Raw genomic sequence first — 24,281 nt, 5'->3', positions numbered from 1 at the left:
GTGGTTGCCGAAGGGTCTGCCGGCCCGTCGGCGTTTGGCGAGGGGCCGTCCGTCGCGCCGGCGATCGCCGAGATGCCGAGTGGCCCGTCGCCGGTTGGCGAGAGGGCCGCGGGTCCGTGGCCGGTCGCCGGGAGGCCGTCCGGTTCGTCGTCGGTTGACGGGAGGGGGCCCGGTTCGTCGCCGGTCGTCGAGAGGCCGTCCGGTTCGTCGTCGGTTGGTGAGAGGCCCGTCGTGGCCTCCCATCCCCTGACCGTTCAGTCGTCGCCCGGCCCCGGTTTCGGGCCCGCGCCGGTTTTCGCGCCCGCTCCCGTTCCGCCCGGTGGTACCGGTCCGGTGGATGGTGCCGGGGTGCGGCGGGGGCGCCGTAGGACAGTCGTCGTAGGGGCGATGCTGGTCGTGGCTGTCACCGCGGGGGTGCTCGTGTGGCATCCCTGGGCCGGTTCCGGCCAGAACGACGCCGGGGCCGGGGGAGCCTCGTCGTCGCCGTTGCGATCGACCGGCGCCGCGTTTCCCGATGCCCCGCTGCTGGTGCGGATGGACACGGACCCCGGATCGTCGACGTGCCACAGTGTGATCGGCCGCCGCGACTCCACCACGGACGACCCGAAGCAGGTGATCGACGGGACGTGCGACGCCCTGCCGCAGTGGTCCCCCGACAACAAGTCGTTCGCGTTCACCCGCAAGACGGGGCAGGGGTCGGCGGTCTGGACGGCGAACGCGGACGGTACCGACGTCCGCCGGGTCGCCGCGATCGCGGGCGGCCGGGTGTCCTGGTCCCCGGACGGCAAGCGGCTGGCCGTGCTGCGCCGGCAGGACGGTGTGCAGCAACTGTTCGCCGTGACCGTCTCGGACGGCTCAGCGCAGCAACTGACCACCGGCACCGCGAAGGTGGAGGACCCGGCGTGGTCCCCCGACGGCAAGCACATCGCCGTCTGCCTGCAGAAGACGTCGGGTTGGCAGATCCACGTCGTCGACCCGGCGCGGCCGGGCGCCGAGCCCCGGCAGGTCACCCACCAGCCCCGGCGTGCGCTCGACCCCGTCTGGTCCCCGGACGGCCGCTCCTTCGCCTACACCGCCGGGGCACCCGACGTGGGGACAGGGGGAGACATCCACATCGTCAAGGCGGACGGCACGGACGACAGGACGCTGGTGCGGACCGCCGCGCAGGAGATGGACCCGGTCTGGTCGCCCGACGGCAAGTGGGTGGCCTTCGTCCGGGGCCCCTTCGACCGACCGGCGATCTGGGCCGTCCGCGCGGACGGCACCGGCGAACGCAGGCTCACCACCGGCAGTACGCCGGAGGGCCACCCCTCCTGGCGCTGACCTGCCTCTATGCTCGTTTCATGTCGGACATGCTGAGAGAGGTCACCGCGACCCGCTACATCGAGCCCCTGCGGTCCGGCGGTTCCGTCCCCGGACTCGTCGAGGCCGACGACCTCGGCACGTACGTCGTCAAGTTCACCGGCTCCGCGCAGGGCCGCAAGGCGCTGGTCGCCGAAGTGATCGTCGGGGAGCTGGCCCGCGCCCTCGGCCTGCGCTTCCCCGAGCTGGTCCTCGTGCACTTCGACCCGGCGATCGCCGACGAGGAGCCGCACCAGGAGGTGCGGGACCTGCACAGCGCGAGCGCGGGTCTGAACCTCGGCATGGACTTCCTGCCGGGCGCGCGGGACTTCACCCCGGAGGTCGCCGCGCGCTGCACCGTCGACCCGCTGGAGGCCGGGAAGATCATCTGGCTCGACGCGTTGACCGTCAACGTCGACCGCACGGTCCACAGTTCCAACCTGATGATCTGGCCCACGCTCGGCATCGCACCCCCGCGCCTGTGGCTCATCGACCACGGCGCCGCCCTCGTCTTCCACCACCGCTGGGACGGCGCCGACCCCGCGAAGTCCTACGACTTCCGCCACCACGCCCTCGGCCACTACGGCCCGGACACCCGTGCCGCCGACGCCGAGTTGGCCCCCAAGGTGACCGGGGAACTGCTGCGCCGCATCGCGGCCGAGGTGCCGGACGCCTGGCTGGCCGGCGAACCGGGCTTCGCGACACCCGACGCCGTACGGGAGGCGTACGTCGCCTACCTCCACGCGCGCGTGGAGGCCTCCGCGGCCTGGCTCCCCACCGACTTCCCCAGCCGGGAGGAACGCGCCGCGGAGGAGGCCCTCCGCGCGGCGAAGACACAACAGGGCCGCCCGAGTTGGCTCAAGCGGGTCCCCGACCTGCACGGCAAACCGGCGGCGGAACAGGATTGGTCGGTACACCTCGGATGACAGACGTAGACGTCCCCACAGAGAACCCCGTCCAGCCGGAGCACCGCGTGCAGATCGAGTACTGCACCCAGTGCCGATGGCTGCCCCGCGCGGTCTGGCTGGCGCAGGAACTCCTCACCACCTTCGAGACCGAGCTGACGGAACTGTCCCTGAAGCCCGGCACCGGCGGCGTCTTCGTCGTCCGCGTGAACGACGAGGTGGTGTGGGACCGCCGCGCACAGGGCTTCCCGGAGCCGACGGCCGTGAAGAAGCTCGTACGCGACCGAGTGGCCCCGGGAAGGTCCCTGGGCCACTCGGACAAGTGAGCTGTTCCTGACGGTGGTTGAGGATCAGCCCCTGAGCTGCTCGTACGCGGGCAGCGTCAGGAAGTCCGCGTAGTCGTCGTCGAGCGCGACCGCCAGGAGGAGGTCGTGGGCCTGCTGCCAGTGGCCCGCGGCGAAGGCGTCCGCGCCGATCTCCGCGCGGATGTTCTCCAGCTCCTCGGCGGCAACCTTGCGCGCCAGCTCGGGAGTTGCCTTCACCGTGTTTCCTGCGTGCTCGAACTCAACGCCCGCGTTGATCCACTGCCAGATCTGCGACCGCGAGATCTCGGCGGTGGCCGCGTCCTCCATCAGGTTGAAGATGGCGACGGCACCGAGCCCGCGCAGCCACGCCTCGATGTAACGGATGCCCACCTGAACGGCGTTGACGAACCCCGGGTACGTCGGCCTCGCGTGCAGGGAGTCCACGGCGATCAGGTCGGCGGCCTTGACGTCGACGTCCTCGCGCAGCCGGTCCTTCTGGTTCGGCTTCTCGCCGAGCACCGCGTCGAAGGAGGCCATGGCGATCGGCACCAGGTCCGGGTGGGCCACCCACGACCCGTCGAAACCGTCCCCGGCCTCACGGTCCTTGTCCGCCTTGACCTTCTCGAACGCGACCTTGTTGACCGCCTCGTCACGACGGGACGGGATGAACGCCGCCATGCCGCCGATCGCGTGCGCCCCGCGCTTGTGGCAGGTACGGACGAGGAGTTCGGTGTACGCCCGCATGAACGGGGCCGTCATCGTCACCGCGTTGCGGTCCGGGAGGACGAACTTGGGCCCGCCGTCACGGAAGTTCTTCACGATGGAGAACAGGTAGTCCCAGCGGCCCGCGTTCAACCCCGAGGCGTGGTCGCGGAGTTCGTAGAGGATCTCCTCCATCTCGTACGCGGCGGTGATCGTCTCGATCAGCACGGTCGCGCGGACGGTGCCCTGCGGGATGCCGACGTAGTCCTGCGCGAAGACGAACACGTCGTTCCACAGGCGGGCTTCGAGGTGCGACTCGGTCTTCGGGAGGTAGAAGTACGGGCCCTTGCCCAGGTCGAGCAGCCGCTGCGCGTTGTGGAAGAAGTACAGCCCGAAGTCCACGAAGGCGCCCGGGACCTGCTCACCGTCCACCAGGAGGTGACGCTCGTCCAGATGCCAGCCGCGCGGCCGCATCACGACGGTCGCCAGCTCGTCCTCGGCCTTCAGGGCGTACGACTTACCGGACTTGGGGTCGGTGAAGTCGATGGCGCGGGAGTAGGCGTCGATCAGGTTGAGCTGACCGGTGACGACGTTCTCCCAGGTCGGCGCAGAGGCGTCCTCGAAGTCCGCGAGCCAGATCTTCGCGCCCGAGTTGAGGGCGTTGATCGTCATCTTGCGGTCGGTGGGGCCGGTGATCTCGACGCGCCGGTCGTTCAGGGCGGCGGGGGAGGGGGCCACCTTCCAGGAGTCGTCCGCGCGGATCGCGGCGGTCTCCGGGAGGAAGTCGAGGGTGGAGGTGCGGGCGATCTCCGCGCGGCGCTCGGCCCGGCGGGCGAGGAGTCCGGCCCGGCGGGGCGTGAACCGGCGGTGCAGCTCGGCCAAGAAGGCGAGGGCCTCGTCGGTGAGGACCTCGCCCTGCCGGGGCAGGGGCTCGGCGTCGACGACGACCGGCGAGGACGGCGCTGGTGCGGACATGAACTGTCACTTCCTTCAGCGTGGCACCGGGTGCCAGGTGACCCGGGTAGGGCTGGGAGCACCCGAGGGGCCGTCGGGCGCTTCTGAACAGTGGATACTAGTTTCCTCATTGTGGAAGTTCAATGGTTTGTTGATGTCGAGATTCTCCGGATCGAGCCAAGATGGCGCTCAGTGCCACCCCGCTCACTCAAGGTGGACGAGATCCGCCTCAGTGTCGATGTCGTACGGCTGCGCCGCATCCCCGCACTCGACGAGCGTGACCGCGTCCGCGTGCGCCTTGAGGTACGTCCGCGCCCCCCGGTCACCGGTCGCGCTCTCGGCGATCCCGGCCCAGTGCGCGGCACCGAACAGCACCGGATGCCCGCGTACCCCGTCGTAGGCGGCCGAGACCAGTGACTCCTCGTCCATGAACCCGGCCAGCACCCGCGCCACCGCCTCCGCACCGATCCCGGGCTGATCCACGAGCGACACGAGCGCCGCCCGCGCCCCCGTACCCGCGAGCGAGTCCAGCCCGGCCCGCAGCGAGGACCCCATCCCCTGCTCCCACTCCGGGTTCTCCACGACCACGCAGCCGGTCAGCTCCGCCTGCTCCTGTACGGCGTCGGCGCGAGCCCCCAGCACCACGTGGACGCGGGTGAGGCCCGCCGCGCGCAGGACCCCGACCGCGTGCTCCACAAGGGGCCGCCCCCGGTGTCGCAGCAGTGCCTTGGGCCGCCCGCCGAGCCGTCGGCCGCCCCCTGCGGCGAGCAGCAGCCCGGCGACCTGGTCTTCGTTTAGCGTCATACGTCCTGCATACCTGACGCGGTGGCGACCGCAGGGAATCCTCAGACTTAATTTCGGTCCGTGGAGTGGCGCACCCCGTACCGGGTGGCGTTTACTGGCCCGCGTCCCTCGGCGCCCGACCAGTATTGCGGGGTGCGCGGCGGGACCGCGAAGTTCTTGCGCACGAAGACGTGCGAGGGGGGAGAGCTGTGTTGCGGAGCTTGGGGCAGAGGTCAGTGACCGGCAGTGACGAGGATCCGAGGGTGGCGGAACTGCGGACCGCGGTGTCCCGGTTGCGCCGCGAACTGGCCGCGCATCCGGCCGAGTTCCCCGACCGGGTCATCGCCGAGGACGAACTCGCGGCGCTGGCCGCGATGACCATCGACGGCATCCCCGAAATCCCGCGCCTGCGCCGCTCGTTGCTTCTCATCGCCGGTGCGATCGGCTCGGTGAGCGCGCTCGCGAGGGGCCTGACGGACGTACGCAACGCGGTGGACCTGTTCGGTCAACCCCGGGGCGGACAGGGCTAGTTCACGGCCACGCGGGCGACGGGAACGGTCCCCGGTAGCCCGTGTGAGTGGCGGTCCGGTGCTCGAACTCGCCGCAGAGCCAGGTCTCCTGGACGAACTCGGTGTGCTCGTCCCAGAGGGCGAAGATGCCCCGGGGGCCGTGCTTGCCGTCGACCTGGCGATAGCGGTCCTTGGCGTCACGGAAGCAGGCCAGCCCCGCCATCAACCCGTTGCCGAGCGGACTGTAGTCGGACCAGGCGCACGCGACACAGGCCCGGAGCCGGACTCCCGCCGGAAGCCGGCGCTGGATGTCGTGCAGCGCGGACTCGAAGTCCCCCTGGCCACCCGTGTTTTGGTACTCGCGCCCGTCCAGGCGCAGAGTCGTGGTCAGCGTCTCCGCGTCCAGCCCGCGCCCGGGACCGGCCGGGCTCCCGAGCCGTAGCGCGCAGTCCAGCACCGCCGTACGTACGCCCTGCCCCTCGACCGCGACGGACAGCGGCACCTCCCACTCCAGGAGACACGAGCAGAGCCCGCCGTCGAAGAAGGCGAACGAGGCCTCCGGTGGCTCTCCGCCGAGCGCGCCGAGGTCGTCCATGCTGTCGCCCTCGAAGCGGACGCCCCGGATCGTCGTGCGGATCAGCTCCCGGCCGTCCGACTCGAAGACGACGGCCTTGCCGCCGTGCCGGTCGGTGTACCGGCCGGGCCAGAACCGCACGGAGTTCACGCGGGGTTCTGGCTGGCCAGTGCCTCCGACAGCTCGCCGGCCACCTGCTGGAGCATCGGCACGATCTTGTCGGTCGCCGACTCGGTGACCCGGCCCGCCGGGCCCGAGATCGAAATCGCGGCGGCGGTGGGGGAGTTGGGCACGGAGACGGCGAGGCAGCGCACGCCGATCTCCTGCTCGTTGTCGTCGAGCGCGTAGCCGAGGCGGCGCACGTCCTGCAGGGCCGCGAGGAAACCGTCGGGCGTGGTGATCGTCTTCTCGGTCGCGGCGGGCATGCCGGTACGGGCGAGCAGCGCGCGCACCTCGTTGTCCGGGGTGTTGGCGAGCAGGGCCTTGCCGACGCCCGTGGAGTGCGGCAGGACGCGCCGGCCGACCTCGGTGAACATGCGCATCGAGTGCTTGGACGGCACCTGCGCGACGTACACGATCTCGTCGCCGTCGAGCAGCGCCATGTTCGCCGTCTCGCCGGTCTCCTCGACCAGCCGGGCCAGATAGGGGCGGGCCCAGGTGCCGAGCAGCCGGGACGCGGACTCGCCGAGGCGGATCAGGCGCGGGCCCAGCGCGTACCGGCGGTTGGTCTGCTGGCGGACGTAACCGCAGACCACGAGCGTGCGCATCAGGCGGTGGATGGTGGGCAGCGGCAGTCCGCTGCTCGCGGCGAGCTCGCTCAGGCCGACCTCACCGCCCGCGTCGGCCATCCGCTCCAGCAGGTCGAAGGCGCGCTCAAGGGACTGGACACCACCGGTGGCGGACTTGGTGGAATCGGTGGTGCTGGCGCTGGACGGCGGCACGGCGCGTTCCTTTCGGCACGGGCGGGAAGGGCTGAAGCCTACCCGGGGGTCGGTTGACTCCCCGCCTGTGCGTAGCTACGTTCTGCTTGCCGGAAGTTTAATTCCGCTTTGTGGAAACGTCCAGAGTATGCGCATGAGGCGCATCGTGGAGAAGTGTGCTCTTGACGGTACGGGAGTGGGAGTGAAGACTCCTTCAACAGAACGTTGAATTCCGTTACGTGGAAGTAAATCCCGTTTCCCGGAAGTAACAACGGCGGCAGAGAGAGGGGTCCGGGTGTCCGACGCTGAACTGGTGGTGCGCTCCACACGTGTCATCACTCCCGAGGGGACACGCGCGGCGGCGGTCGCGGTCGCCGGGGGGAAGATCACGGCCGTCCTCCCGTACGACGCCCAAGTCCCGTCCGGAGCACGGTTCGAGGACTTCGGCGACGACGTCCTGCTGCCCGGCCTGGTCGACACCCATGTGCACGTGAACGACCCCGGCCGCACCCACTGGGAGGGCTTCTGGACCGCCACGCGCGCGGCGGCGGCCGGCGGCATCACCACCCTGATCGACATGCCGCTCAACTCCCTCCCGCCGACGACGACGGTCGACAACCTCCGTACGAAGCAGCGGGTCGCCACGGAGAAGGCCCATATAGACGTCGGCTTCTGGGGCGGCGCCCTGCCCGGCAACGTCAAGGACCTGCGCCCGCTGCACGACGCCGGGGTCTTCGGCTTCAAGGCGTTCCTGTCCCCGTCCGGCGTCGACGAGTTCCCGCACCTTGACCAGGACCAACTCGCCCTGTCCCTGGCCGAGATAGCGGGATTCGACGGCCTGCTCATCGTCCATGCGGAGGACCCGCACCACCTCGAAGCGGCCCCGCAGCAGGGCGGTCCCAAGTACGCCGACTTCCTCGCCAGCCGTCCGCGCGACGCCGAGGACACGGCCATCGCGGGGCTGATCGCGCAGGCGAAGCGCCTTGACGCGCGCGTGCACGTGCTGCACCTGTCCTCGTCCGACGCGCTGCCGCTGATCGCCGCCGCCAAGGCCGAGGGTGTCCGCGTCACGGTCGAGACGTGCCCCCACTACCTGACCCTCACGGCCGAGGAAGTCCCGGACGGCGCAAGCGAGTTCAAGTGCTGCCCGCCCATCCGTGAGTCCGCCAACCAGGACCTGCTGTGGCAGGCGCTGGCCGACGGCACGATCGACTGCGTCGTGACGGACCACTCACCTTCGACGGCCGACCTGAAGACCGACGACTTCGCCACCGCGTGGGGCGGCATCTCCGGCCTCCAGCTGAGCCTCGCCGCGGTGTGGACGGAGGCGCGCAAGCGAGGCTACGACCTGGCGGACGTGGTCCGCTGGATGTCGTCAAGGACCGCACAGCTGGCGGGACTTGACCAGAAGGGCGCCATCGAGGCGGGCCGCGACGCCGACTTCGCGGTCCTCGCGCCCGACGAGACGTTCACCGTGGACCCGGCGGCCCTCCAACACCGCAACCGCGTCACGGCGTACGCCGGAAAGACCCTCAGCGGCGTCGTGAAGTCGACCTGGCTGCGCGGCGAACGCATCGTGCTGGACGGCGAGTTCACCGACCCGAAGGGCCAACTCCTGACCCGTACCCCCTGATTCACCCTTCCGCACCCGCAGCGGCCTACTCCCGAAAGGCAGATTTAGTGACGGCGATTCCGACTTTCACCGGCGACGCGAACCCCTACGGAGGCGGTGACCCGTACGCGGACTACCGCACGGCCGACTTCCCCTTCACTCAGTACGCCAACCTCGCCGACCGGCAGCTCGGCGCCGGTGTCATCGCCGCCAACGACGAGTTCTTCGCCCAGCGCGAGAACCTGCTGGTGCCCGGACCCGCCGAGTTCGACCCCGAGCACTTCGGCCACAAGGGCAAGATCATGGACGGCTGGGAGACCCGCCGCCGCCGCGGCACCTCGGCCGACCACCCCTGGCCGACGGCGGAGGACCACGACTGGGCGCTGGTCCGCCTCGGAGCGCCCGGAGTCATCCGGGGCATCGTCGTCGACACGGCCCACTTCCGCGGCAACTACCCGCAGGCGGTATCGGTCGAGGGCACGTCGGTACCGGGCTCCCCGTCCCCCGAGGAGCTGCTCGCCGACGACGTGAAGTGGACGCCCCTGGTCCCGCGCACACCGGTGGGCGGCCACGCGGCGAACGGTTTCTCCATAGCCACCGAACAACGCTTCACCCACCTCCGTGTCAACCAGCACCCCGACGGGGGCATCGCGCGCCTTCGGGTCTACGGCGAGGTCGTACCCGACCCCCACTGGCTGGCGGCGCTGGGCACCTTCGACGTGGTCGCCCTGGAGAACGGTGGCGGTGCCGAGGACGCCTCCAACCTCTTCTACTCGCCCGCCACCAACACCATCCAGCCCGGCCGCTCCCGCAAGATGGACGACGGCTGGGAAACCCGCCGCCGCCGCGACCAGGGCAACGACTGGATCCGCTACCGCCTGGCAGCCCAGTCCCAGATCCGCGCCGTCGAGATCGACACGGCGTACCTGAAGGGCAACAGCGCGGGCTGGGCATCGGTGTCGGTCCGGGACGGCGAGGCCGGCGAGTGGACCGAGATCCTCCCGCGCACCCGCCTCCAGCCCGACACGAACCACCGCTTCGTCCTGCCGACCCCGGCGATCGGGACGCACGCACGCGTGGACATCTATCCCGACGGCGGGATCTCGCGGCTGCGGTTGTTCGGGTCGCTCACTGAGCAGGGGGCAGCGACGCTGGCGGCCCGGCACCAGGAGCTGGGCGGCTGACGCACGCTGCCCATGCCGGAGGGGCTGATTTTCAGCCCGTCCGGCGCCTTTCCAACGCAGGCCGCCACCATCCAGCCTGTCCGGCGTTTGAGGACGAGGCCCCTTCAGGGCCGAACGGGGGTCTCGGGGCGGAGCCCCCCAGAGGGACGCGAGCCACGACCTACCCGCGACCGGAACCGAGACGACCACCCGCTACGTTCTTCCTTCGTGACCCTTCAGCAAGAGATCGTCGGCAACGCCATGCAGATGGCGGTCGTCAGCCTGAGCCCCGGCCAGACCGTGTACTGCGAGGCCGGGAAGTTCCTCTTCAAGACGACGAACGTGACCATGGAGACCCGTCTGAGCGGCCCGTCGAGCGGCGGGCAGCAGCAGGGCGGCGGTGGCTCGGGCGGCAGCGGTATGGGCGGCATGCTCCGGCAGGCCATGGGGACGGCCATGCAGGTCGGCCAGCGCGTGCTCGCCGGTGAGTCGATGGCGTTCCAGTACTTCACCTCCCAGGGCGGCGAGGGCACCGTCGGCTTCGCGGGCGTGCTTCCCGGTGAGATGCGCGCCCTGGAGCTGGACGGCACCCGCGCGTGGTTCGCGGAGAAGGACGCCTTCGTGGCGGCCGAGTCCAGCGTCCAGTTCGGCATCGCCTTCCAGGGCGGCCGCACCGGCATGAGCGGCGGCGAGGGCTTCGTCCTGGAGAAGTTCACCGGGCACGGCACGGTGCTCATCGCCGGCGCGGGCAACTTCATCGACCTGAACCCGGCCGACTTCGGCGGCCGCATCGAGGTCGACACCGGCTGCGTCGTCGCCTTCGAGGAGGGCATCCAGTACGGCGTCCAGCGCGTCGGCGGCCTCAACCGCCAGGGCCTGATGAACGCCGTGTTCGGCGGCGAGGGCCTGTCCCTGGCCACCCTGGAGGGCAACGGCAGGGTCATCCTGCAGTCCCTCACCATCGAGAGCCTCGCCAACGCCCTGAAGAAGGCCCAGGGCGGCGACAAGCAGGGCCCGACGGGCGGCATGTTCTCGACCCACGCGGGGTGAGAAGCCGTAGCGGAGACCGAGAGATGCCGTAGCGAGGACCGAGAGATGCCGTAGCGAGGACCGATGAGTTGCGGGGGCCCGCGGGGTCTGAGCTGATGACACCATCGGCCCTCGCACCAGGAAGCAGGCACCCGACATGGGCAAGCTCGTCTCCACCATCTTCGTCACCCTCGACGGCGTCTACCAGGCCCCCGGTGGCCCCGAAGAGGACACCCGCGGCGGCTTCGAGCACGGCGGCTGGAGTTTCGTCTACGGCGACGACGACTTCGGCCGGTTCGTGGTCGAGGTCTTCGACCGCTCCGGCGCCTATCTGCTCGGCCGTCGTACGTACGACATCTTCGCCGGGTACTGGCCGGACAAGACCGACCCCGCCGACCCGATCGCCTCCAAGCTGAACGCGTTGCCGAAGTACGTCGCCTCGTCGACCCTCACCGACGCCTCCTGGGCCGGCACCACCGTCCTCAGTGGCGACCTCGCCAAGGAGGTCACCGACCTCAAGGAGCGCACCGAGGGCGAACTCCAGGTGCACGGCAGCGGCGCCCTCGTCCGGTCCCTCCTCGCGCTCGGCCTCGTCGACACGCTCCACCTGGTGACCTTCCCGGTCGTGCTCGGCAGCGGCCTGCGCCTGTTCCCCGAGGGCACCGAGCCCATCGCCTTCCGGCACACGGGCGGGCGCATCACCAGCACCGGCGTCTCCATCCAGTCGTACGACCTGGCGGGCCGCCCGACCTACGGCTCGTACGCGGACGCGGATGCGGAAAACGCCTAGTCGGCCGGGGTCCGCGCCGGTACGGTGATCGTTCCGTGTGGTAGCCACCGATGTCTCCACCCCTTCGCCGGAGACCGGGAGAGCCGCCCCCATGTCCTCGATCGCCGTACCGCGTGCCCTCGCACCCCGCCGCGCGTGGCTCACCGACCTGCCCGTCCTGCTGGTCGCGGTGGTCTGGGGCGCCAGCTATCTCGCCGCCAAGGACATCACCACCACCGGCACGGTCCTCGCCGTCCTGGTCCTGCGCTTCGCCCTCGTCCTGCCCGTCCTGACGGCCGTCGGCCACCGCGCGCTGCGCGCCCTTACGGCCGCCCAATGGCGCGGCGCGGGGTTGCTCGGGCTGATCCTCGCCTTGATCTTCCTCCTGGAGACCTACGGCGTCGTCCACACGTCGGCGACCAACGCGGGCCTGATCATCAGCCTCACCATGATCTTCACCCCGCTCGCCGAGGCCGCCGTGAACCGTGCCCGGCCCTCCCGCGCCTTCCTCGGCGCGGCAGCCCTGTCCGTGCTCGGCGTGCTGCTGCTGACCCAGGGCGCGGGCTTCACCCGCCCCTCCCTCGGCGACCTCCTCATGCTGCTCGCAGCCCTCGCCCGCACCCTGCACGTCCTCGCCATGTCCCGCACCAAGTCGGTCCAGGGCGCCGACGCGCTGCCCCTGACCACCGTCCAACTCGGCACCGCCGTCGCGGTGTTCGCGATCCTGTCGACCGGCGCCGACACCACACCGTGGGCGACGGCCGCCGACTTCGGGCCACGCGAGTGGGCCGGGCTGCTGTTCCTCTCGGTGTTCTGCACCCTGTTCGCCTTCTTCGTACAGATGTGGGCCGTACGCCGGACCTCGCCCTCCCGGGTCAGCCTGCTGCTCGGCACCGAGCCCCTGTGGGCCGCCGCGGCCGGTATCGCGCTCGGCGGCGAACGGCTCGGAGCGTTCGGGCTGGCAGGCGGCGTACTCGTACTTGTGGGGACCGCGTGGGGACGCGGGGCCGCACGTTAACTCCCGGAAAACTCATCGGACTTGACGGGAATTTCTGCAGAGTTGTCATTGACATGCCACTGTCTACGCGCGTCATCATGGACCCATGAGATTCCCCCCACGCGCCACTCGCATCGGAGCCGCAGCCGCTCTCCTGTCCGCCCTCGTCGTGGGCGGCACCGTTGCCACCGTGACCCCGGCGGCCGCCGCGGTCGGCAGCATCTGCTACAGCGACCTGCCGTCGCAGGCCTACGACACGCTCGACCTGATCGCGTCGAACGGCCCCTTCCCCTACTCGCAGGACGGTGTCGTCTTCCGGAACCAGGAAGGAGTCCTGCCCTCGCAGTCGTCGGGCTACTACCACGAGTACACGGTCAAGACGCCCGGCTCGTCTACGCGCGGAGCTCGCCGCATCGTCACAGGTGAGGAGTCCCAGGAGGACTACTACACCTCGGACCACTACGTCACGTTCGACCTGATCAACTTCGGCTGCTGAGCCGAACGACCAGCTGCACCACTGCCCGCCCCTCGCCCCGCGGCTCCCCCCACGAACACGGGCCGCGGGGCGAGGCATGTCCGCCGAAAGTCTGTGACGGCGCGACTTTGGTCGCCGTTCCCCCGCGCGGGGTGGGTACCGGGCCCGGTGCCGCATAGATTTGTCGACCGTGACTGGTGACAGGACCGCGAAGGTACCGCAGGCGTTCGCGGGGCGCCGATGGCTGCTGCCGTCCGCCGTGGCAGACGAACTCGATCCCGACGTCGAACGGCGCGGACGGCCCCGCCGTACCGCACGCGACTGGGTCGTCGACGTCTGCTGCTTCCTGCTGGCCGTGGGCATCGGGCTGGCGGCCGCGCAGACGCTCGACAACGACACCGCGACCCCGCACTCCCTCGCCGTCGTGGACCAGTTCTTCGGGGCCCTCGCCTGCGGTGCGGTGTGGCTGCGGCGCCGCTGGCCGGTCGGGCTGGCGGTCGCGATGATCCCCGTCGGCCTCGTCTCGAACACGGCGGGCGGCGCCGCCATGGTCGCCCTCTTCACGCTCGCCGTGCACCGGCCCTTCCGCTACGTCGCCTGGATCGGCGGCATCCAACTCGCCCTGGCCCCGCTGTTCTTCTGGCTGCGACCGGACCCCGATCTGCCGTACGCCGGCGCGGTCGTGTTCACCGAACTGCTCACCCTCACCGTCATCGGCTGGGGCATGTTCGTACGGTCCAAGCGGCAGCTCATGCTGAGCCTGCGCGACCGCGCCCGGCGCGCGGAGACGGAGGCGGAACTGCGGGCCGAGCAGGCCCAGCGGCTCGCCCGTGAGGCCATCGCGCGCGAGATGCACGACGTGCTCGCGCACCGCCTGACCCTGCTGAGCGTGCACGCGGGCGCGCTGGAGTTCCGGCCGGACGCGCCCCGCGAGGAGGTCGCGCGGGCGGCCGGTGTCATCCGGGAGAGCGCCCACGAGGCGCTGCAGGACCTGCGGGAGATCATCGGCGTGCTGCGCGCGGGCGAGCCCGACGACACGGGTCGCCCGCAGCCCACGCTCGGCGCCCTGGACGCGCTGGTCACCGAGTCCCGCGAGGCCGGCATGAAGGTCACCCTCGCCAACCGCGTCACCGACTCCGCCGCCGTGCCCGCCTCGGTGGGCCGCACCGCCTACCGCATCGCCCAGGAGGCCCTCACCAACGCCCGCAAACACGCTCCCGGCACGGAGGTCACCGTGACGGTCACCGGCACCCCGGGCGACGGCCTGGTGATCGCCGTGCACAACCCGCCCCCGGAGGGCGAGGTCCCGCACGTCCCCGGCTCCGGCCAGGGCCTGATCGGGCTGACCGAGCGGGCGACGCTGGCGGGCGGGCGACTGGAACACGGCCCGGAGGCGAACGGCGGATTCCGGGTACGGGCCTGGCTGCCCTGGGGGTGAGTCCTTGAGTCCCCTACTGCCCGGCACGGGCAACTCCGCTGCCGTGCAAGGGCGATGGCGGCCCCGGGAAAGTCACCGCCCCCTCGGGTGTCCGCGCTCCGCCCTGTCACCGCCCGCCGCGCGACCGTGGTTACGTAGCCCCATGACCGCGATCAGACTGCTCCTCGTCGACGACGACCCGCTGGTGCGGGCCGGGCTGTCCTTCATGCTGGGCGGCGCCGCCGACGTCGAGATCGTCGGCGAGGCCGCCGACGGCAGCGAGGTCGAGGAACTCGTCGACCGCGTCCACCCGGACGTCGTCCTGATGGACATCCGCATGCCGTCGGTCGACGGCCTCACCGCCACGGAGCGGCTGCGCGCACGCGGCGACGCGCCCCAGATCGTCGTCCTCACCACCTTCCACGCCGACGAACAGGTGCTACGGGCCCTCCGCGCGGGCGCCGCCGGCTTCGTCCTCAAGGACACCCCGCCCGCCGAGATCCTCGACGCCGTACGTCGCGTCGCGGCCGGCGATCCCGTCCTGTCGCCCGCGGTCACCCGCCAGTTGATGGAGCACGCGGCGGGCACCGCCACCGACACCCGTCGTGCACGCGCGCGTGAACGCGTCGCCGCCCTGGGAGACCGCGAACGCGAGGTCGCCGTGGCCGTCGGCCAGGGCCTCGCCAACGCCGAGATCGCCACCGGCCTCTTCATGAGCGTCGCCACCGTCAAGACCCACGTCTCCCGCATCCTGGCCAAGCTCGACCTCAACAACCGGGTGCAGATCGCCCTGTTGGCGTACGACGCGGGCCTGCTCGAAGAGGACGGGGAGAGCGGGCACTAGCCGCTGCCGCCGTCCGTTCCCACTGCACTGGGAGACCTCGGGGGATCGACCGGGAGGGGGCAGGCATGACCGAAGTGATCGATCTGGGGGAGTTCGGCGAGGCGTTCCGGCGGGACCCGCATCAGGTGTACGCCATGCTGCGGGAGTCGGGCCCGGTGCACCGCGTACGGCTGCCGGTGCCGGACGAACACCACGTGACCTGGCTGATCGTGGGGTACGACGAGGCGCGCTCGGCGCTCGCGGACCCCCGACTGGCCAAGGACGGCGGCAAGATCGGGGTGACGTTCCTCGACGAGGAGCTGATCGGCAAGTACCTCCTGGCCGCCGACCCACCGCAGCACACCCGCCTGCGCGGGCTGATCACCCGCACGTTCACCATGCGCCGGGTCGAGGAACTGCGCCCGCGCGTCCAGCGGATCACCGACGACCTGCTCGACGCGATGCTGCCCTCCGGCCACGCCGACCTCGTCGAGTCGCTCTCCTACCCGCTGCCGATCACCGTGATCTCCGAGCTCCTCGGCGTGCCCGAGATGGACCGCGCGGAATTCCGCAAACTGTCCACCGAGGCGGTCGCACCCACCAGTTCGGGCACCGAGTACGACGCGTTCGTACGGCTCGCCGAGTATCTGGGCGACCTGATCGAGGACAAGCGCCGCGCCGGTCCCGGCGGCGACCTGCTCAGCGACCTGATCCGCACCACCGCCGAGGACGGCGACCGGCTCTCCCCGCAGGAACTGCGGGGCATGGCCTTCATCCTGCTCATCGCCGGCCACGAGACCACCGTCAACCTCCTCACCAGCGGCATCCACGCCCTGCTCACCCACCCGGACCAACTCGCCGCCCTGCGCGCCGACATGACCCTGCTCGACGGTGCGATCGAGGAGATGCTGCGCTACGAGGGCCCGGTGGAGAACGGCACGTTCCGCTTCGCCGCGGAGCCCCTGGAGATCGCCGGCACCTCGGTGGAGCGGGGCGACCCGGTCATGGTCGGCCTGACCGCCGCCGACCGCGACGGGGACCGCTTTCCCGCCCCGGACCGCTTCGACATCCGCCGCGACACCCGCGGCCACCTCGCCTTCGGCCACGGCATCCACTACTGCCTCGGCGCCCCCTTGGCCCGCCTCGAAGCACGCACGGCGATACGCACCCTGCTGGAGCGCGCCCCCGGCCTGACCCTGGACGGCCCGCCCGGCGACTGGCTCCCGGGCATGCTGATGCGCGGGATGCGCGCCCTGCCGGTGCGCTGGTAGAACGGCTGCACCGGGCGGCCGTAGCGGCGGCGGGGCCCTGAAGGCCGTAGCAGCAATCGCAGCAGCAACTGTCGTCGCCGCAGCAGCCGCAGTAGCCGTAACAGCCGTGGACCCCGTAGGAGGCCCGCCCTCGTGACCGCACTCGTCGAGTTCGACCTGACCATGGCTCGCAAGGCGCTGGAGAGTCAGCCCTTCAGCAGGCTGATCGGCGCGCGGCTGAGTGCCTTCGGGGACGGGATCGCCACGCTGGAGATCGACATCAGGGAGGACCTCCACCAGCAGAACGGCTTCGTGCACGGCGGAGTCCTGTCCTACGCCGCCGACAACGCGCTCACCTTCGCCGGCGGCACGGTGCTGGGCCCCGCGGTCCTCACCGGCGGCCTCTCCATCCAGTACGTCCGCCCGGCCGCCGGCCGCACCCTGCGCGCCCACGCGGAGGTCGTCCAGGCCGGCCGCCGCCAGGCCGTCGTCCGCTGCGACGTCCTCACGATCGCCGACGACGGCACGGAGTCCCTCTGCGCGGTCGCCCAGGGCACGGTGCTGTCGGCCCGTACGTCCTGAGTCCCTACGTCCTGAGTCCCCACGTCTTGAGTCCGTAGGTCTTGAGTTCATACGTCCTGAGGGGGAGCCGTAGATGCTGCGCACCGGCCGGCGACAAGGCTGCTCAGCTGACGGGCAGGGCGCCCGCGATCTCCGCGAGGCGGACCGGTCTGTGTTCGTGTCTGGATACTTCGCAGGCCTCGGCGATGCGCAGCGCCTGGAGGGCCTCGCGGCCGTCGCACGGGTTGGTGCGCTGGCCGACGACGACCTCGACGAAGGCGATCAACTCGGCCTCGTAGGCGGGCCCGAAGCGCTCCAGGAAGCCGGTCCACGGCTTGGTCGCGGCCGGGGGGCCGGTCGGTTCGGTGGACGCGATCGGGGTGCGGTCGTCCAGGCCGACCACGACCTGGTCGAGTTCTCCGGCCAACTCCATCCGGACGTCGTAGCCCGCCCCGTTCAGCCGCGCGGCCGTCGCCGTGGCCAGCGTGCCGTCGTCCAGGGTGAGGACCGCCGCGGCCGTGTCGATGTCACCGGCCTCGCGGAACATCGCGGGACCGGCGTCCGAACCGGTCGCGTACACGTCGACGACCTCGTGCCCGGTCACCCAGCGCAGCATGTCGAAGTCGTGGATCAGGGTGTCCCGGTACAGCCCGCCGGAGGTCGGCAGATAGGCGGCCGGAGGAGGCGTCTGGTCGGAGGACGTCGCGCGGACCGTGTGCAGCCGTCCCAGCCGCCCCGAACGCACCGCCTCCCGGGCGCCCGTGTAGCCCGCGTCGAACCGGCGCTGGAACCCCATCTGAAGGACCGTCCCGGCCGTCTCGACCTCGGCGATCGCCTGCAGCGAGCCCGGCAGGTCAAGGGCGATGGGCTTCTCGCAGAACACCGGGAGCCCGGAACGGGCGGCCCTGCCGATCAGTTCCGCGTGCGCCGATGTCGCCGTCGTGATCACCACGGCGTCCACGCCCCACTTGAAGATCTCCTCCGTACTCGGTGCCGCCGTTTCCCCCAGCCGGTTGGCCAGCTCCTGGGCCCGTGCCGGGTCCACGTCCGTGAGGATCAGCGAACCGACCTCACGATGACGGCTGAGGGTCCTGGCATGGATGGTCCCGATGCGGCCCGTACCGATGACTCCGATGCGCATGGGAACAAACTGGGGGCCGACCAGCCGCGCTGTCAATGCGTATGTCCGGACAATCGAACTACATCACTTCCCGTCAACCATTCACACAGCTACGCTCGGGCCCGTGCCGAAACCAGATGTGGACCCGAGAGTGCCGCTCGAGCTCAGCGTGGACCGGAGCAGCCCGGTGCCGTTGTACTTCCAGCTGTCCCAGCAGCTGGAGGCCGCGATCGAACACGGCTCGCTCACCCCCGGCAGCCTGCTGGGCAACGAGATCGAACTGGCGGCCCGGCTCGGCCTGTCCCGGCCCACGGTCCGCCAGGCCATCCAGTCCCTGGTCGACAAGGGACTCCTGGTGCGCCGCCGGGGCGTCGGCACCCAGGTCGTGCACAGCCAGGTCAAACGCCCGCTGGAACTCAGCAGCCTCTTCGACGACCTGGAGGCGGCCGGGCAGCGCCCCGCCACGAAGGTCCTCGTCAACACCGTCGTCGCGGCCTCCGCCGAGGTGGCGGCGGCACTCGGTGTGGCCGAGGACAGTGACGTACACCGCATCGACCGGCTGCGCCTCGCGCACGGCGAGCCGATGGCGTACCTGAGCAACCACCTGCCGCTCGGCCTGCTCGACCTGGACACCGCGCAGCTGGAGGCCACCGGCCTGTACCGGATGATGCGCACCGCCGGGATCACCCTGCACAGCGCCCGCCAGTCCATCGGCGCCCGCGGCGCCACCGCCGAGGAGGCCGAGCGGCTCGCCGAACCCGAGGGCGCCCCGCTGCTCACCATGCAGCGCACCACGTTCGACGACACGGGCCGCGCGGTCGAGTTCGGCAGCCATACCTATCGGCCGACGCGCTATTCGTTCGAGTTCCAGCTCCTCGTGCGTCCCTGAGGCGGACTCCCCGTCTCGATGGTGTACGTCGTAATGTCAGGACAATAGGACGCATTCCGTGGCCTGGTCGCGGGCCGCACCGCCGCCTCCGCACGCCCGCGCCCGGCAACTCCCCGCGCCCCCTTTGGTCCCCCGTACGGCACCCCAACGCGCGGTGAGGCAGAATCGGGCCTTGATGAGCACCTACGGCAATTTCAGCGCCCCCATAGGCTCCCGCCGCGCGCCAGCGCTCCGCACCGTCGGCACCAGGGAGCGCCGCTCGCACCTGACGGCCCCCCGCGTGCCCACGGTCGGCATCGACATCGGCGGCACCAAGGTCATGGCGGGCGTCGTGGACGCCGACGGCAACATCCTGGAGAAGCTCCGCACGGAGACCCCGGACAAGTCCAAGAGCCCCAAGGTCGTCGAGGACACCATCGTCGAACTGGTCCTGGACCTGTCCGACCGGCACGACGTGCACGCGGTCGGCATCGGCGCGGCCGGTTGGGTCGACGCCGAGCGCAACCGCATCCTGTTCGCCCCGCACCTGTCCTGGCGCAACGAGCCGCTTCGCGACCGCATCTCCAGCCGCCTCGCCGTCCCCGTCCTGGTGGACAACGACGCGAACTCCGCCGCCTGGGCCGAGTGGCGCTTCGGCGCCGGCCGTGGCGAGGACCACCTCGTCATGATCACGCTCGGCACCGGCATCGGCGGCGCCATCCTGGAGGACGGCCAGGTCAAGCGCGGAAAGTACGGCGTCGCCGGCGAGTTCGGCCATATGCAGGTCGTGCCCGGCGGCCACCGCTGCGCGTGCGGCAACCGCGGCTGCTGGGAGCAGTACAGCTCGGGCAACGCGCTGGTCAGAGAGGCCAAGGAGCTGGCCCTCGCCGACTCGCCGGTGGCCTACGGGATCATCGAGCACGTCAAGGGGCAGATCGGTGACATCACCGGTCCGATGATCACCGAGCTCGCCCGCGAGGGCGACGCCATGTGCATCGAACTGCTCCAGGACATCGGCCAGTGGCTCGGCGTCGGCATCGCCAACCTCGCCGCCGCCCTCGACCCGTCCTGCTTCGTGATCGGCGGCGGTGTCTCGGCCGCCGACGACCTGCTGATCGGCCCCGCGCGGGACGCGTTCAAGCGCCAGCTCACCGGCCGCGGCTACCGCCCCGAGGCCCGCATAGTGCGCGCTCAGCTCGGCCCCGAGGCGGGCATGGTCGGCGCCGCCGACCTCGCCCGGCTGGTCGCCCGCCGCTTCCGCCGCGCCAAGCGCCGCCGGGTCGAGCGGTACGAGCGCTACGAGCGGTTCGCGGAGTTCCGGCGCGGCAGCCAGGACACGGCATGACCGCATCGCTGCCCCGCCAGGCCGTACCCCGGGACGAGCCGCCCCGACCACCCGAGGACCCCCGCCACAAGGCCCGCCGCCGAGCGCTCACCCTGCTCATCATCGTGCTGCTCATCGGCGTACCGGCCGTCTATCTGGCGATCTCCGCCAACCAGAGCCGCAACAGCGGCAAGGCCAAAGAGGACAAGTACTCGGCGAGTGGGCTCACCGTGGGCTGGCCCTCGAAGGTGCAGCGGCGCCTCTACCAGGTACCGGTCCCGCACCCGGCCGAAGAGGTCGCGTTCTACGAGACCAACAACTGGAAGACCAGCCGCCTCTACGTCCAGTTCCAGACCACCGACGCGGGCCTGGACACCTTCCTCGCCGGCGTAGGCGTCGACCGGCGCACGCTGAAGAAGAACGACATCACCGTCAGCGCCCGCGACCAGAAGATCACCGGCTGGAAGTTCACCGGCCCCGGCCCCTGGTGGGGCGTCGTCAACAAGCAGAAGGACCCGGCCCCCACCCAGGACATCGTGGTGAACCTGTCCGACCCGAAGCTCCCCATGGTCTACGTCGTCTCCCGCACGGTTCCCTAGCAGGTGGCCCCGGCCGGTCGCCGGGGCGGATTGTCAGACCCCGCCCGTAGAGTCGAAGACAGCTGACACGACTGACAGGCGGGAGGTGACAGGACGTATGACGGACACGGCGATGACGGAGCAGATCTCCGTACGACTGGCCGCGGTCTTCCTGCCGTCCCCCGTCGTCCCGCGCGAGGGCCGCATCGCCTTCTGGGACCCCGACAGCGAGAGCACCCTCCCCGAAGGGGACGCGGAACAGACGGAACTGACCGTCGTACGACGACACGGCTCCGGAGTCCGCCGCAGGCCCACTCCCGCGCTGACCCTGCCGATCGAAGCGGCCCTGCCCCTGCTCGTGCGCGCCCGCCGTGACCCCGCCGCCCATCCCGCCACGGCCTGCTGGGGCGCCGCTGCCCTGCACGCGCTGCGGCTCGCGGCTCGCGGCCGGCTGCTCCCCGGCCTCACCGCGACGGGCCACGACGCGTGGCGCGCGGGCCCCCTGGAGCCGGAGGACATCGCGCACGTCCGCGCGGTGGCGGCAGCCCTTCCGTACGAAGGCCATGCCGTCCCGCTGCCCGGCCCGGGACCGCTCCGGCTGCCCGAACCGGAAGCGCTGATGCGTTCCTTCCTGGACGCGGTCGCGGACACCCTGCCCCGCACCCCGGCCGCGCCGTACACCTCCGGGATGCCCTTCGCGGCCCGTCCGCCACAGCGCCTGCGCGACGCGCAGGACTGGGCCGCGGAGGTCGCCGCCGGCATGGACGCGGGCGTGCGGATCTCGCTCCGCCTGGACCTGTCGGCGTACGACCTGTTCGACGACGGTGGGCGGGTGCGCAGCGCGGGCGCGGCGATCGTCCAGGTGCACAGCCTCGCCGACCCGACCCTCGTCGTCGACGCGGCGGCCCTGTGGGCGGGCGCGGCCGACACCGCCTTCGGCCCCCGCGCACGCGTGGACGCCGCGCTGGCCGTACGACGGGCCGCGCGCGTCTGGCCCCCGCTTGACCGCCTCTCCGAGCAGGACGTGCCCGACGTCCTGGCCCTGTCCGAGGAGGAGTTGGGCGACCTGCTCGGCATGGCGGCGACCCGGCTCGCGGCGGCCGGTGTCGCCGTCCACTGGCCCCGGGACCTGGCACAGGACCTGACTGCGGCCGCCGTGGTCCGGTCGGCGCCGGGCTCCGCGACCGACGGCACCGGCTTCTTCGAGAGCGAGGAACTCCTCCAGTTCCGCTGGCAGTTGGCGCTCGGCGGCGACCCGCTCACCGAGGCCGAGATGGACACCCTGGCCGAGGCCCATCGTCCTGTCGTACGGCTGCGGGACCAGTGGGTGCTGGTCGACCCGGCCCTCGTCCGCAAGGCCCGCAAACGCGAACTGGGCCTGCTCGACCCGGTCGACGCACTGTCCGTCGCGCTCTCCGGCACGGCGGAGGTGGACGGCGAGCGGGTGGAGGCCGTCCCGGTGGGCGCGTTGGCGACCCTGCGCGACCGCCTCACGGCAGGCATCCAGCCCGCAGAGCCGCCGCCCGGCCTTCAGGCAACCCTCCGGGACTACCAACTCCGGGGCCTGGCCTGGCTCGACCTCATGACCTCCCTCGGCCTGGGCGGCTGCCTCGCCGACGACATGGGCCTCGGCAAGACGATCACCCTCATCGCCCTCCACCTACGGCGGGCACACCGCCACCCCACCCTCGTGGTCTGCCCCGCCTCACTCCTGGGCAACTGGCAGCGGGAGATCACCCGCTTCGCCCCCGGAGTCCCCGTCCGCCGCTTCCACGGCGCGGACCGCACCCTGGAGGACCTGACCGGCGGCTTCGTCCTCACGACGTACGGCACCATGCGCTCGGCGGCACCGACCCTCGCCCAACAACCGTGGGGCATGGTCGTCGCGGACGAGGCACAACACGTCAAGAACCCGTACTCGGCGACCGCGAAGGCACTGCGCACGATCCCGTCCCCCGCGCGCGTGGCCCTGACCGGTACCCCGGTGGAGAACAACCTCTCCGAACTCTGGGCCCTGCTCGACTGGACGACCCCCGGACTCCTCGGCCCCCTGAAGTCCTTCCGCGCCCGGCACGCGCGCGCGGTGGAGAACGGCGAGGACGAGGAGGCGGTGACCCGGCTCGCCCGCCTGGTCCGCCCGTTCCTGCTGCGCCGCAAGAAGTCCGACCCCGGCATCGTCCCCGAACTGCCGCCCAAGACGGAGACGGACCACCCCGTCCCGCTCACCCGCGAACAGGCCTCGCTCTACGAGGCGGTGGTGCGGGAGTCGATGCTGGCGATCGAGACGACCGAGGGCATCGCCCGCCGCGGCCTGGTCCTGAAGCTCCTCACCGCCCTCAAACAGATCTGCGACCACCCGGCGCTGTACCTGAAGGAGGAGCACGCGGCAGCACAGGCCACCGGAGACCGCCTCGCCGCCCGCTCCGGCAAACTCGCCCTGCTGGACGAGCTGTTGGACACGCTGCTGTCCGAGGACGGTTCCGCGATCGTCTTCACGCAGTACGTCGGCATGGCCCGCCTGATCACCGCCCACCTGTCGGCCCGCGCGGTCCCGGTCGAACTGCTCCACGGTGGCACACCGGTACCGGAGCGGGAGCGCATGGTGGACCGCTTCCAGGACGGCGCGACCCCGGTCCTCGTGCTCTCCCTGAAGGCGGCGGGCACCGGCCTGAACCTCACCCGCGCGGGCCACGTCGTCCATTTCGACCGCTGGTGGAACCCGGCCGTCGAGGAACAGGCCACCGACCGCGCGTACCGCATCGGCCAGACGCAGCCCGTCCAGGTCCACCGCCTCATCACCGAGGGCACGGTCGAGGACCGCATCGCCGAAATGCTCGAATCCAAGCGTGCGCTGGCGGACGCGATCCTCGGCTCCGGCGAGTCGTCACTGACCGAGCTGTCGGACCGGGACCTGTCGGACCTGGTGTCGTTGCGGAGGTCGTCGTGACGGGAGGTGTGGGGCGGGGCGCGGGGGTGGAGGCACTTCATGGCGCCGAGGAGCTTCAGCAGGTGGCCGAGGTGGAGGGGGCCGAGGTGACGGCGCCGGTGGAGGACGAGGCGTCGGCGGGGGAAGCGGCAGCGGTGTCGCGGGGTTCGGCGGAGGTGTCGCGGGGCTTGGCGGGGGAAGCGGCGAAGGCGTCGCAGGGCGCGGCGGACGAAACGGGCGGGGCGCATCGCCAGGTGGCCGAGGCGGCGGCGTCCGTGGAGGACGAGCAGGGGGCGGACGAAGCGGCGGCGGGAGAAACGGTGGAGGTGTCACCGGGTCCGGCGACGGACGCGGCGGAGGTGCAGAGGCACCTGGC

General features: G+C 71.3%; 23 protein-coding genes. 18 read left to right on the top strand and 5 right to left on the bottom strand.

Translation table 11 applies throughout. From position 1 onward, the window contains the following. Positions 1–387: 387 nt before the first annotated feature. Genes ACFWP5_RS31085 through ACFWP5_RS31075 form a run of 3 tightly spaced genes read left to right on the top strand, consistent with a single transcriptional unit; the run spans position 388 to position 2,572 of the window. The gene (locus ACFWP5_RS31085) at positions 388–1,323 is read left to right on the top strand and encodes a TolB family protein (protein WP_384163827.1); all 936 of its coding nucleotides are present in this window, start codon (positions 388–390) and stop codon (positions 1,321–1,323) included. 29 nt (positions 1,324–1,352) lie between these two features. Then, complete coding sequence (locus ACFWP5_RS31080) at positions 1,353–2,267, top strand: HipA family kinase (protein WP_384163842.1); 915 nt, start codon at positions 1,353–1,355, stop codon at positions 2,265–2,267. After that, entirely contained in the window at positions 2,264–2,572 is a 309-nt protein-coding gene (locus tag ACFWP5_RS31075) for a SelT/SelW/SelH family protein (RefSeq protein ID WP_384163824.1), read from the top strand. The genes ACFWP5_RS31080 and ACFWP5_RS31075 overlap by 4 nt, the downstream gene beginning before the upstream one ends. A 24-nt stretch (positions 2,573–2,596) precedes the next feature. On the opposite strand, the gene aceB is transcribed toward ACFWP5_RS31075, so the two are convergent. Both aceB and ACFWP5_RS31065 read right to left on the bottom strand, forming a co-directional pair. Further along, a complete protein-coding gene (aceB, locus tag ACFWP5_RS31070) occupies positions 2,597–4,228 on the bottom strand; it encodes a malate synthase A (RefSeq protein ID WP_384163821.1) in 1,632 nt (543 codons plus the stop codon). A 183-nt stretch (positions 4,229–4,411) separates the two neighbouring features. Further along, positions 4,412–5,011, bottom strand: a complete 600-nt coding sequence (locus ACFWP5_RS31065) for an NTP transferase domain-containing protein (protein ID WP_384163818.1) — start codon at positions 5,009–5,011, stop codon at positions 4,412–4,414. 188 nt (positions 5,012–5,199) lie between these two features. Between ACFWP5_RS31065 and ACFWP5_RS31060 the strand changes: the two genes are divergently transcribed. Next, entirely contained in the window at positions 5,200–5,520 is a 321-nt protein-coding gene (locus tag ACFWP5_RS31060) for a DUF5955 family protein (RefSeq protein ID WP_317885749.1), read from the top strand. A 1-nt stretch (position 5,521) separates the two neighbouring features. On the opposite strand, the gene ACFWP5_RS31055 is transcribed toward ACFWP5_RS31060, so the two are convergent. Together ACFWP5_RS31055 and ACFWP5_RS31050 are read right to left on the bottom strand one after the other, a co-directional pair. Beyond that, positions 5,522–6,223 carry a DUF6304 family protein gene (locus ACFWP5_RS31055; protein WP_384163815.1) on the bottom strand — a complete coding sequence of 234 codons (702 nt, stop codon included), beginning with the start codon at positions 6,221–6,223 and terminating at the stop codon, positions 5,522–5,524. Next, positions 6,220–7,014, bottom strand: coding sequence for an IclR family transcriptional regulator (locus tag ACFWP5_RS31050; RefSeq protein ID WP_384163812.1), 795 nt, complete (start codon positions 7,012–7,014; stop codon positions 6,220–6,222). Before ACFWP5_RS31050 ends, ACFWP5_RS31055 begins: the two co-directional genes overlap by 4 nt. A 274-nt stretch (positions 7,015–7,288) precedes the next feature. Between ACFWP5_RS31050 and allB the strand changes: the two genes are divergently transcribed. The 10 genes from allB (at position 7,289) to ACFWP5_RS31000 (ending at position 17,110) form a co-directional block, all read left to right on the top strand. Further along, positions 7,289–8,626, top strand: a complete 1,338-nt coding sequence (allB, locus tag ACFWP5_RS31045; protein WP_384163809.1) for an allantoinase AllB — start codon at positions 7,289–7,291, stop codon at positions 8,624–8,626. 47 nt (positions 8,627–8,673) lie between these two features. Beyond that, a complete protein-coding gene (gene alc / locus ACFWP5_RS31040) occupies positions 8,674–9,789 on the top strand; it encodes an allantoicase (protein ID WP_384163806.1) in 1,116 nt (371 codons plus the stop codon). A 207-nt stretch (positions 9,790–9,996) separates the two neighbouring features. Then, positions 9,997–10,818 (top strand): AIM24 family protein, encoded by an 822-nt coding sequence (locus ACFWP5_RS31035; RefSeq protein ID WP_384163803.1) that lies wholly within the window; start codon positions 9,997–9,999, stop codon positions 10,816–10,818. Positions 10,819–10,954: 136 nt separating this feature from the next. After that, entirely contained in the window at positions 10,955–11,587 is a 633-nt protein-coding gene (locus ACFWP5_RS31030; RefSeq protein WP_384163800.1) for a dihydrofolate reductase family protein, read from the top strand. Positions 11,588–11,678: 91 nt separating this feature from the next. Beyond that, on the top strand, positions 11,679–12,584 hold the full coding sequence (locus tag ACFWP5_RS31025; protein ID WP_384163797.1) for a DMT family transporter: 906 nt from the start codon (positions 11,679–11,681) through the stop codon (positions 12,582–12,584). 85 nt (positions 12,585–12,669) lie between these two features. Next, positions 12,670–13,059 carry a ribonuclease domain-containing protein gene (locus ACFWP5_RS31020; protein WP_384163794.1) on the top strand — a complete coding sequence of 130 codons (390 nt, stop codon included), beginning with the start codon at positions 12,670–12,672 and terminating at the stop codon, positions 13,057–13,059. Between the two features lie 160 nt (positions 13,060–13,219). Then, positions 13,220–14,476, top strand: a complete 1,257-nt coding sequence (locus tag ACFWP5_RS31015; protein ID WP_384163790.1) for a sensor histidine kinase — start codon at positions 13,220–13,222, stop codon at positions 14,474–14,476. Positions 14,477–14,618: 142 nt separating this feature from the next. After that, a complete protein-coding gene (locus tag ACFWP5_RS31010) occupies positions 14,619–15,299 on the top strand; it encodes a response regulator (RefSeq protein WP_384163787.1) in 681 nt (226 codons plus the stop codon). 65 nt (positions 15,300–15,364) lie between these two features. After that, on the top strand, positions 15,365–16,549 hold the full coding sequence (locus ACFWP5_RS31005) for a cytochrome P450 (protein ID WP_384163784.1): 1,185 nt from the start codon (positions 15,365–15,367) through the stop codon (positions 16,547–16,549). A 162-nt stretch (positions 16,550–16,711) separates the two neighbouring features. Continuing rightward, the gene (locus ACFWP5_RS31000) at positions 16,712–17,110 is read left to right on the top strand and encodes a PaaI family thioesterase (protein ID WP_384163839.1); all 399 of its coding nucleotides are present in this window, start codon (positions 16,712–16,714) and stop codon (positions 17,108–17,110) included. Positions 17,111–17,213: 103 nt separating this feature from the next. On the opposite strand, the gene ACFWP5_RS30995 is transcribed toward ACFWP5_RS31000, so the two are convergent. Then, positions 17,214–18,230, bottom strand: coding sequence for a Gfo/Idh/MocA family oxidoreductase (locus tag ACFWP5_RS30995; protein ID WP_384163781.1), 1,017 nt, complete (start codon positions 18,228–18,230; stop codon positions 17,214–17,216). A 130-nt stretch (positions 18,231–18,360) separates the two neighbouring features. Between ACFWP5_RS30995 and ACFWP5_RS30990 the strand changes: the two genes are divergently transcribed. From ACFWP5_RS30990 to ACFWP5_RS30975, 4 genes are all read left to right on the top strand, one after another. Then, complete coding sequence (locus ACFWP5_RS30990; RefSeq protein ID WP_384163778.1) at positions 18,361–19,098, top strand: GntR family transcriptional regulator; 738 nt, start codon at positions 18,361–18,363, stop codon at positions 19,096–19,098. Between the two features lie 175 nt (positions 19,099–19,273). After that, positions 19,274–20,422 carry an ROK family glucokinase gene (locus tag ACFWP5_RS30985; RefSeq protein WP_384163836.1) on the top strand — a complete coding sequence of 383 codons (1,149 nt, stop codon included), beginning with the start codon at positions 19,274–19,276 and terminating at the stop codon, positions 20,420–20,422. After that, positions 20,419–21,000: a sugar kinase gene (locus tag ACFWP5_RS30980; protein WP_384163775.1), complete on the top strand. Its 582-nt coding sequence runs from the start codon at positions 20,419–20,421 to the stop codon at positions 20,998–21,000. Before ACFWP5_RS30985 ends, ACFWP5_RS30980 begins: the two co-directional genes overlap by 4 nt. 97 nt (positions 21,001–21,097) lie before the next feature. After that, on the top strand, positions 21,098–23,926 hold the full coding sequence (locus tag ACFWP5_RS30975) for a DEAD/DEAH box helicase (protein ID WP_384163772.1): 2,829 nt from the start codon (positions 21,098–21,100) through the stop codon (positions 23,924–23,926). Positions 23,927–24,281: the final 355 nt, after the last annotated feature.

Source organism: Streptomyces sp. NPDC058469, assembly GCF_042721125.1.
GTDB lineage: Bacteria > Actinomycetota > Actinomycetes > Streptomycetales > Streptomycetaceae > Streptomyces.
Note: the sequence above shows the minus strand (reverse complement) of the source record. Positions and strands in the feature narration are given on the sequence as shown.

What these genes read in the sequence shown, in the direction of transcription:
- ACFWP5_RS31085 (WP_384163827.1), top strand. Translation starts at nt 388, where the DNA reads ATGCTGGTCGTGGCTGTCACCGCGGGGGTGCTCGTGTGGCATCCCTGG.
- ACFWP5_RS31080 (WP_384163842.1), top strand. Translation starts at nt 1,353, where the DNA reads ATGCTGAGAGAGGTCACCGCGACCCGCTACATCGAGCCCCTGCGGTCC.
- ACFWP5_RS31075 (WP_384163824.1), top strand. Translation starts at nt 2,264, where the DNA reads ATGACAGACGTAGACGTCCCCACAGAGAACCCCGTCCAGCCGGAGCAC.
- aceB (WP_384163821.1), bottom strand. Translation starts at nt 4,228, where the DNA reads ATGTCCGCACCAGCGCCGTCCTCGCCGGTCGTCGTCGACGCCGAGCCC.
- ACFWP5_RS31065 (WP_384163818.1), bottom strand. Translation starts at nt 5,011, where the DNA reads ATGACGCTAAACGAAGACCAGGTCGCCGGGCTGCTGCTCGCCGCAGGG.
- ACFWP5_RS31030 (WP_384163800.1), top strand. Translation starts at nt 10,955, where the DNA reads ATGGGCAAGCTCGTCTCCACCATCTTCGTCACCCTCGACGGCGTCTAC.
- ACFWP5_RS31025 (WP_384163797.1), top strand. Translation starts at nt 11,679, where the DNA reads ATGTCCTCGATCGCCGTACCGCGTGCCCTCGCACCCCGCCGCGCGTGG.
- ACFWP5_RS31020 (WP_384163794.1), top strand. Translation starts at nt 12,670, where the DNA reads ATGAGATTCCCCCCACGCGCCACTCGCATCGGAGCCGCAGCCGCTCTC.
- ACFWP5_RS31010 (WP_384163787.1), top strand. Translation starts at nt 14,619, where the DNA reads ATGACCGCGATCAGACTGCTCCTCGTCGACGACGACCCGCTGGTGCGG.
- ACFWP5_RS31005 (WP_384163784.1), top strand. Translation starts at nt 15,365, where the DNA reads ATGACCGAAGTGATCGATCTGGGGGAGTTCGGCGAGGCGTTCCGGCGG.
- ACFWP5_RS31000 (WP_384163839.1), top strand. Translation starts at nt 16,712, where the DNA reads ATGGCTCGCAAGGCGCTGGAGAGTCAGCCCTTCAGCAGGCTGATCGGC.
- ACFWP5_RS30995 (WP_384163781.1), bottom strand. Translation starts at nt 18,230, where the DNA reads ATGCGCATCGGAGTCATCGGTACGGGCCGCATCGGGACCATCCATGCC.
- ACFWP5_RS30985 (WP_384163836.1), top strand. Translation starts at nt 19,274, where the DNA reads ATGAGCACCTACGGCAATTTCAGCGCCCCCATAGGCTCCCGCCGCGCG.
- ACFWP5_RS30980 (WP_384163775.1), top strand. Translation starts at nt 20,419, where the DNA reads ATGACCGCATCGCTGCCCCGCCAGGCCGTACCCCGGGACGAGCCGCCC.
- ACFWP5_RS30975 (WP_384163772.1), top strand. Translation starts at nt 21,098, where the DNA reads ATGACGGACACGGCGATGACGGAGCAGATCTCCGTACGACTGGCCGCG.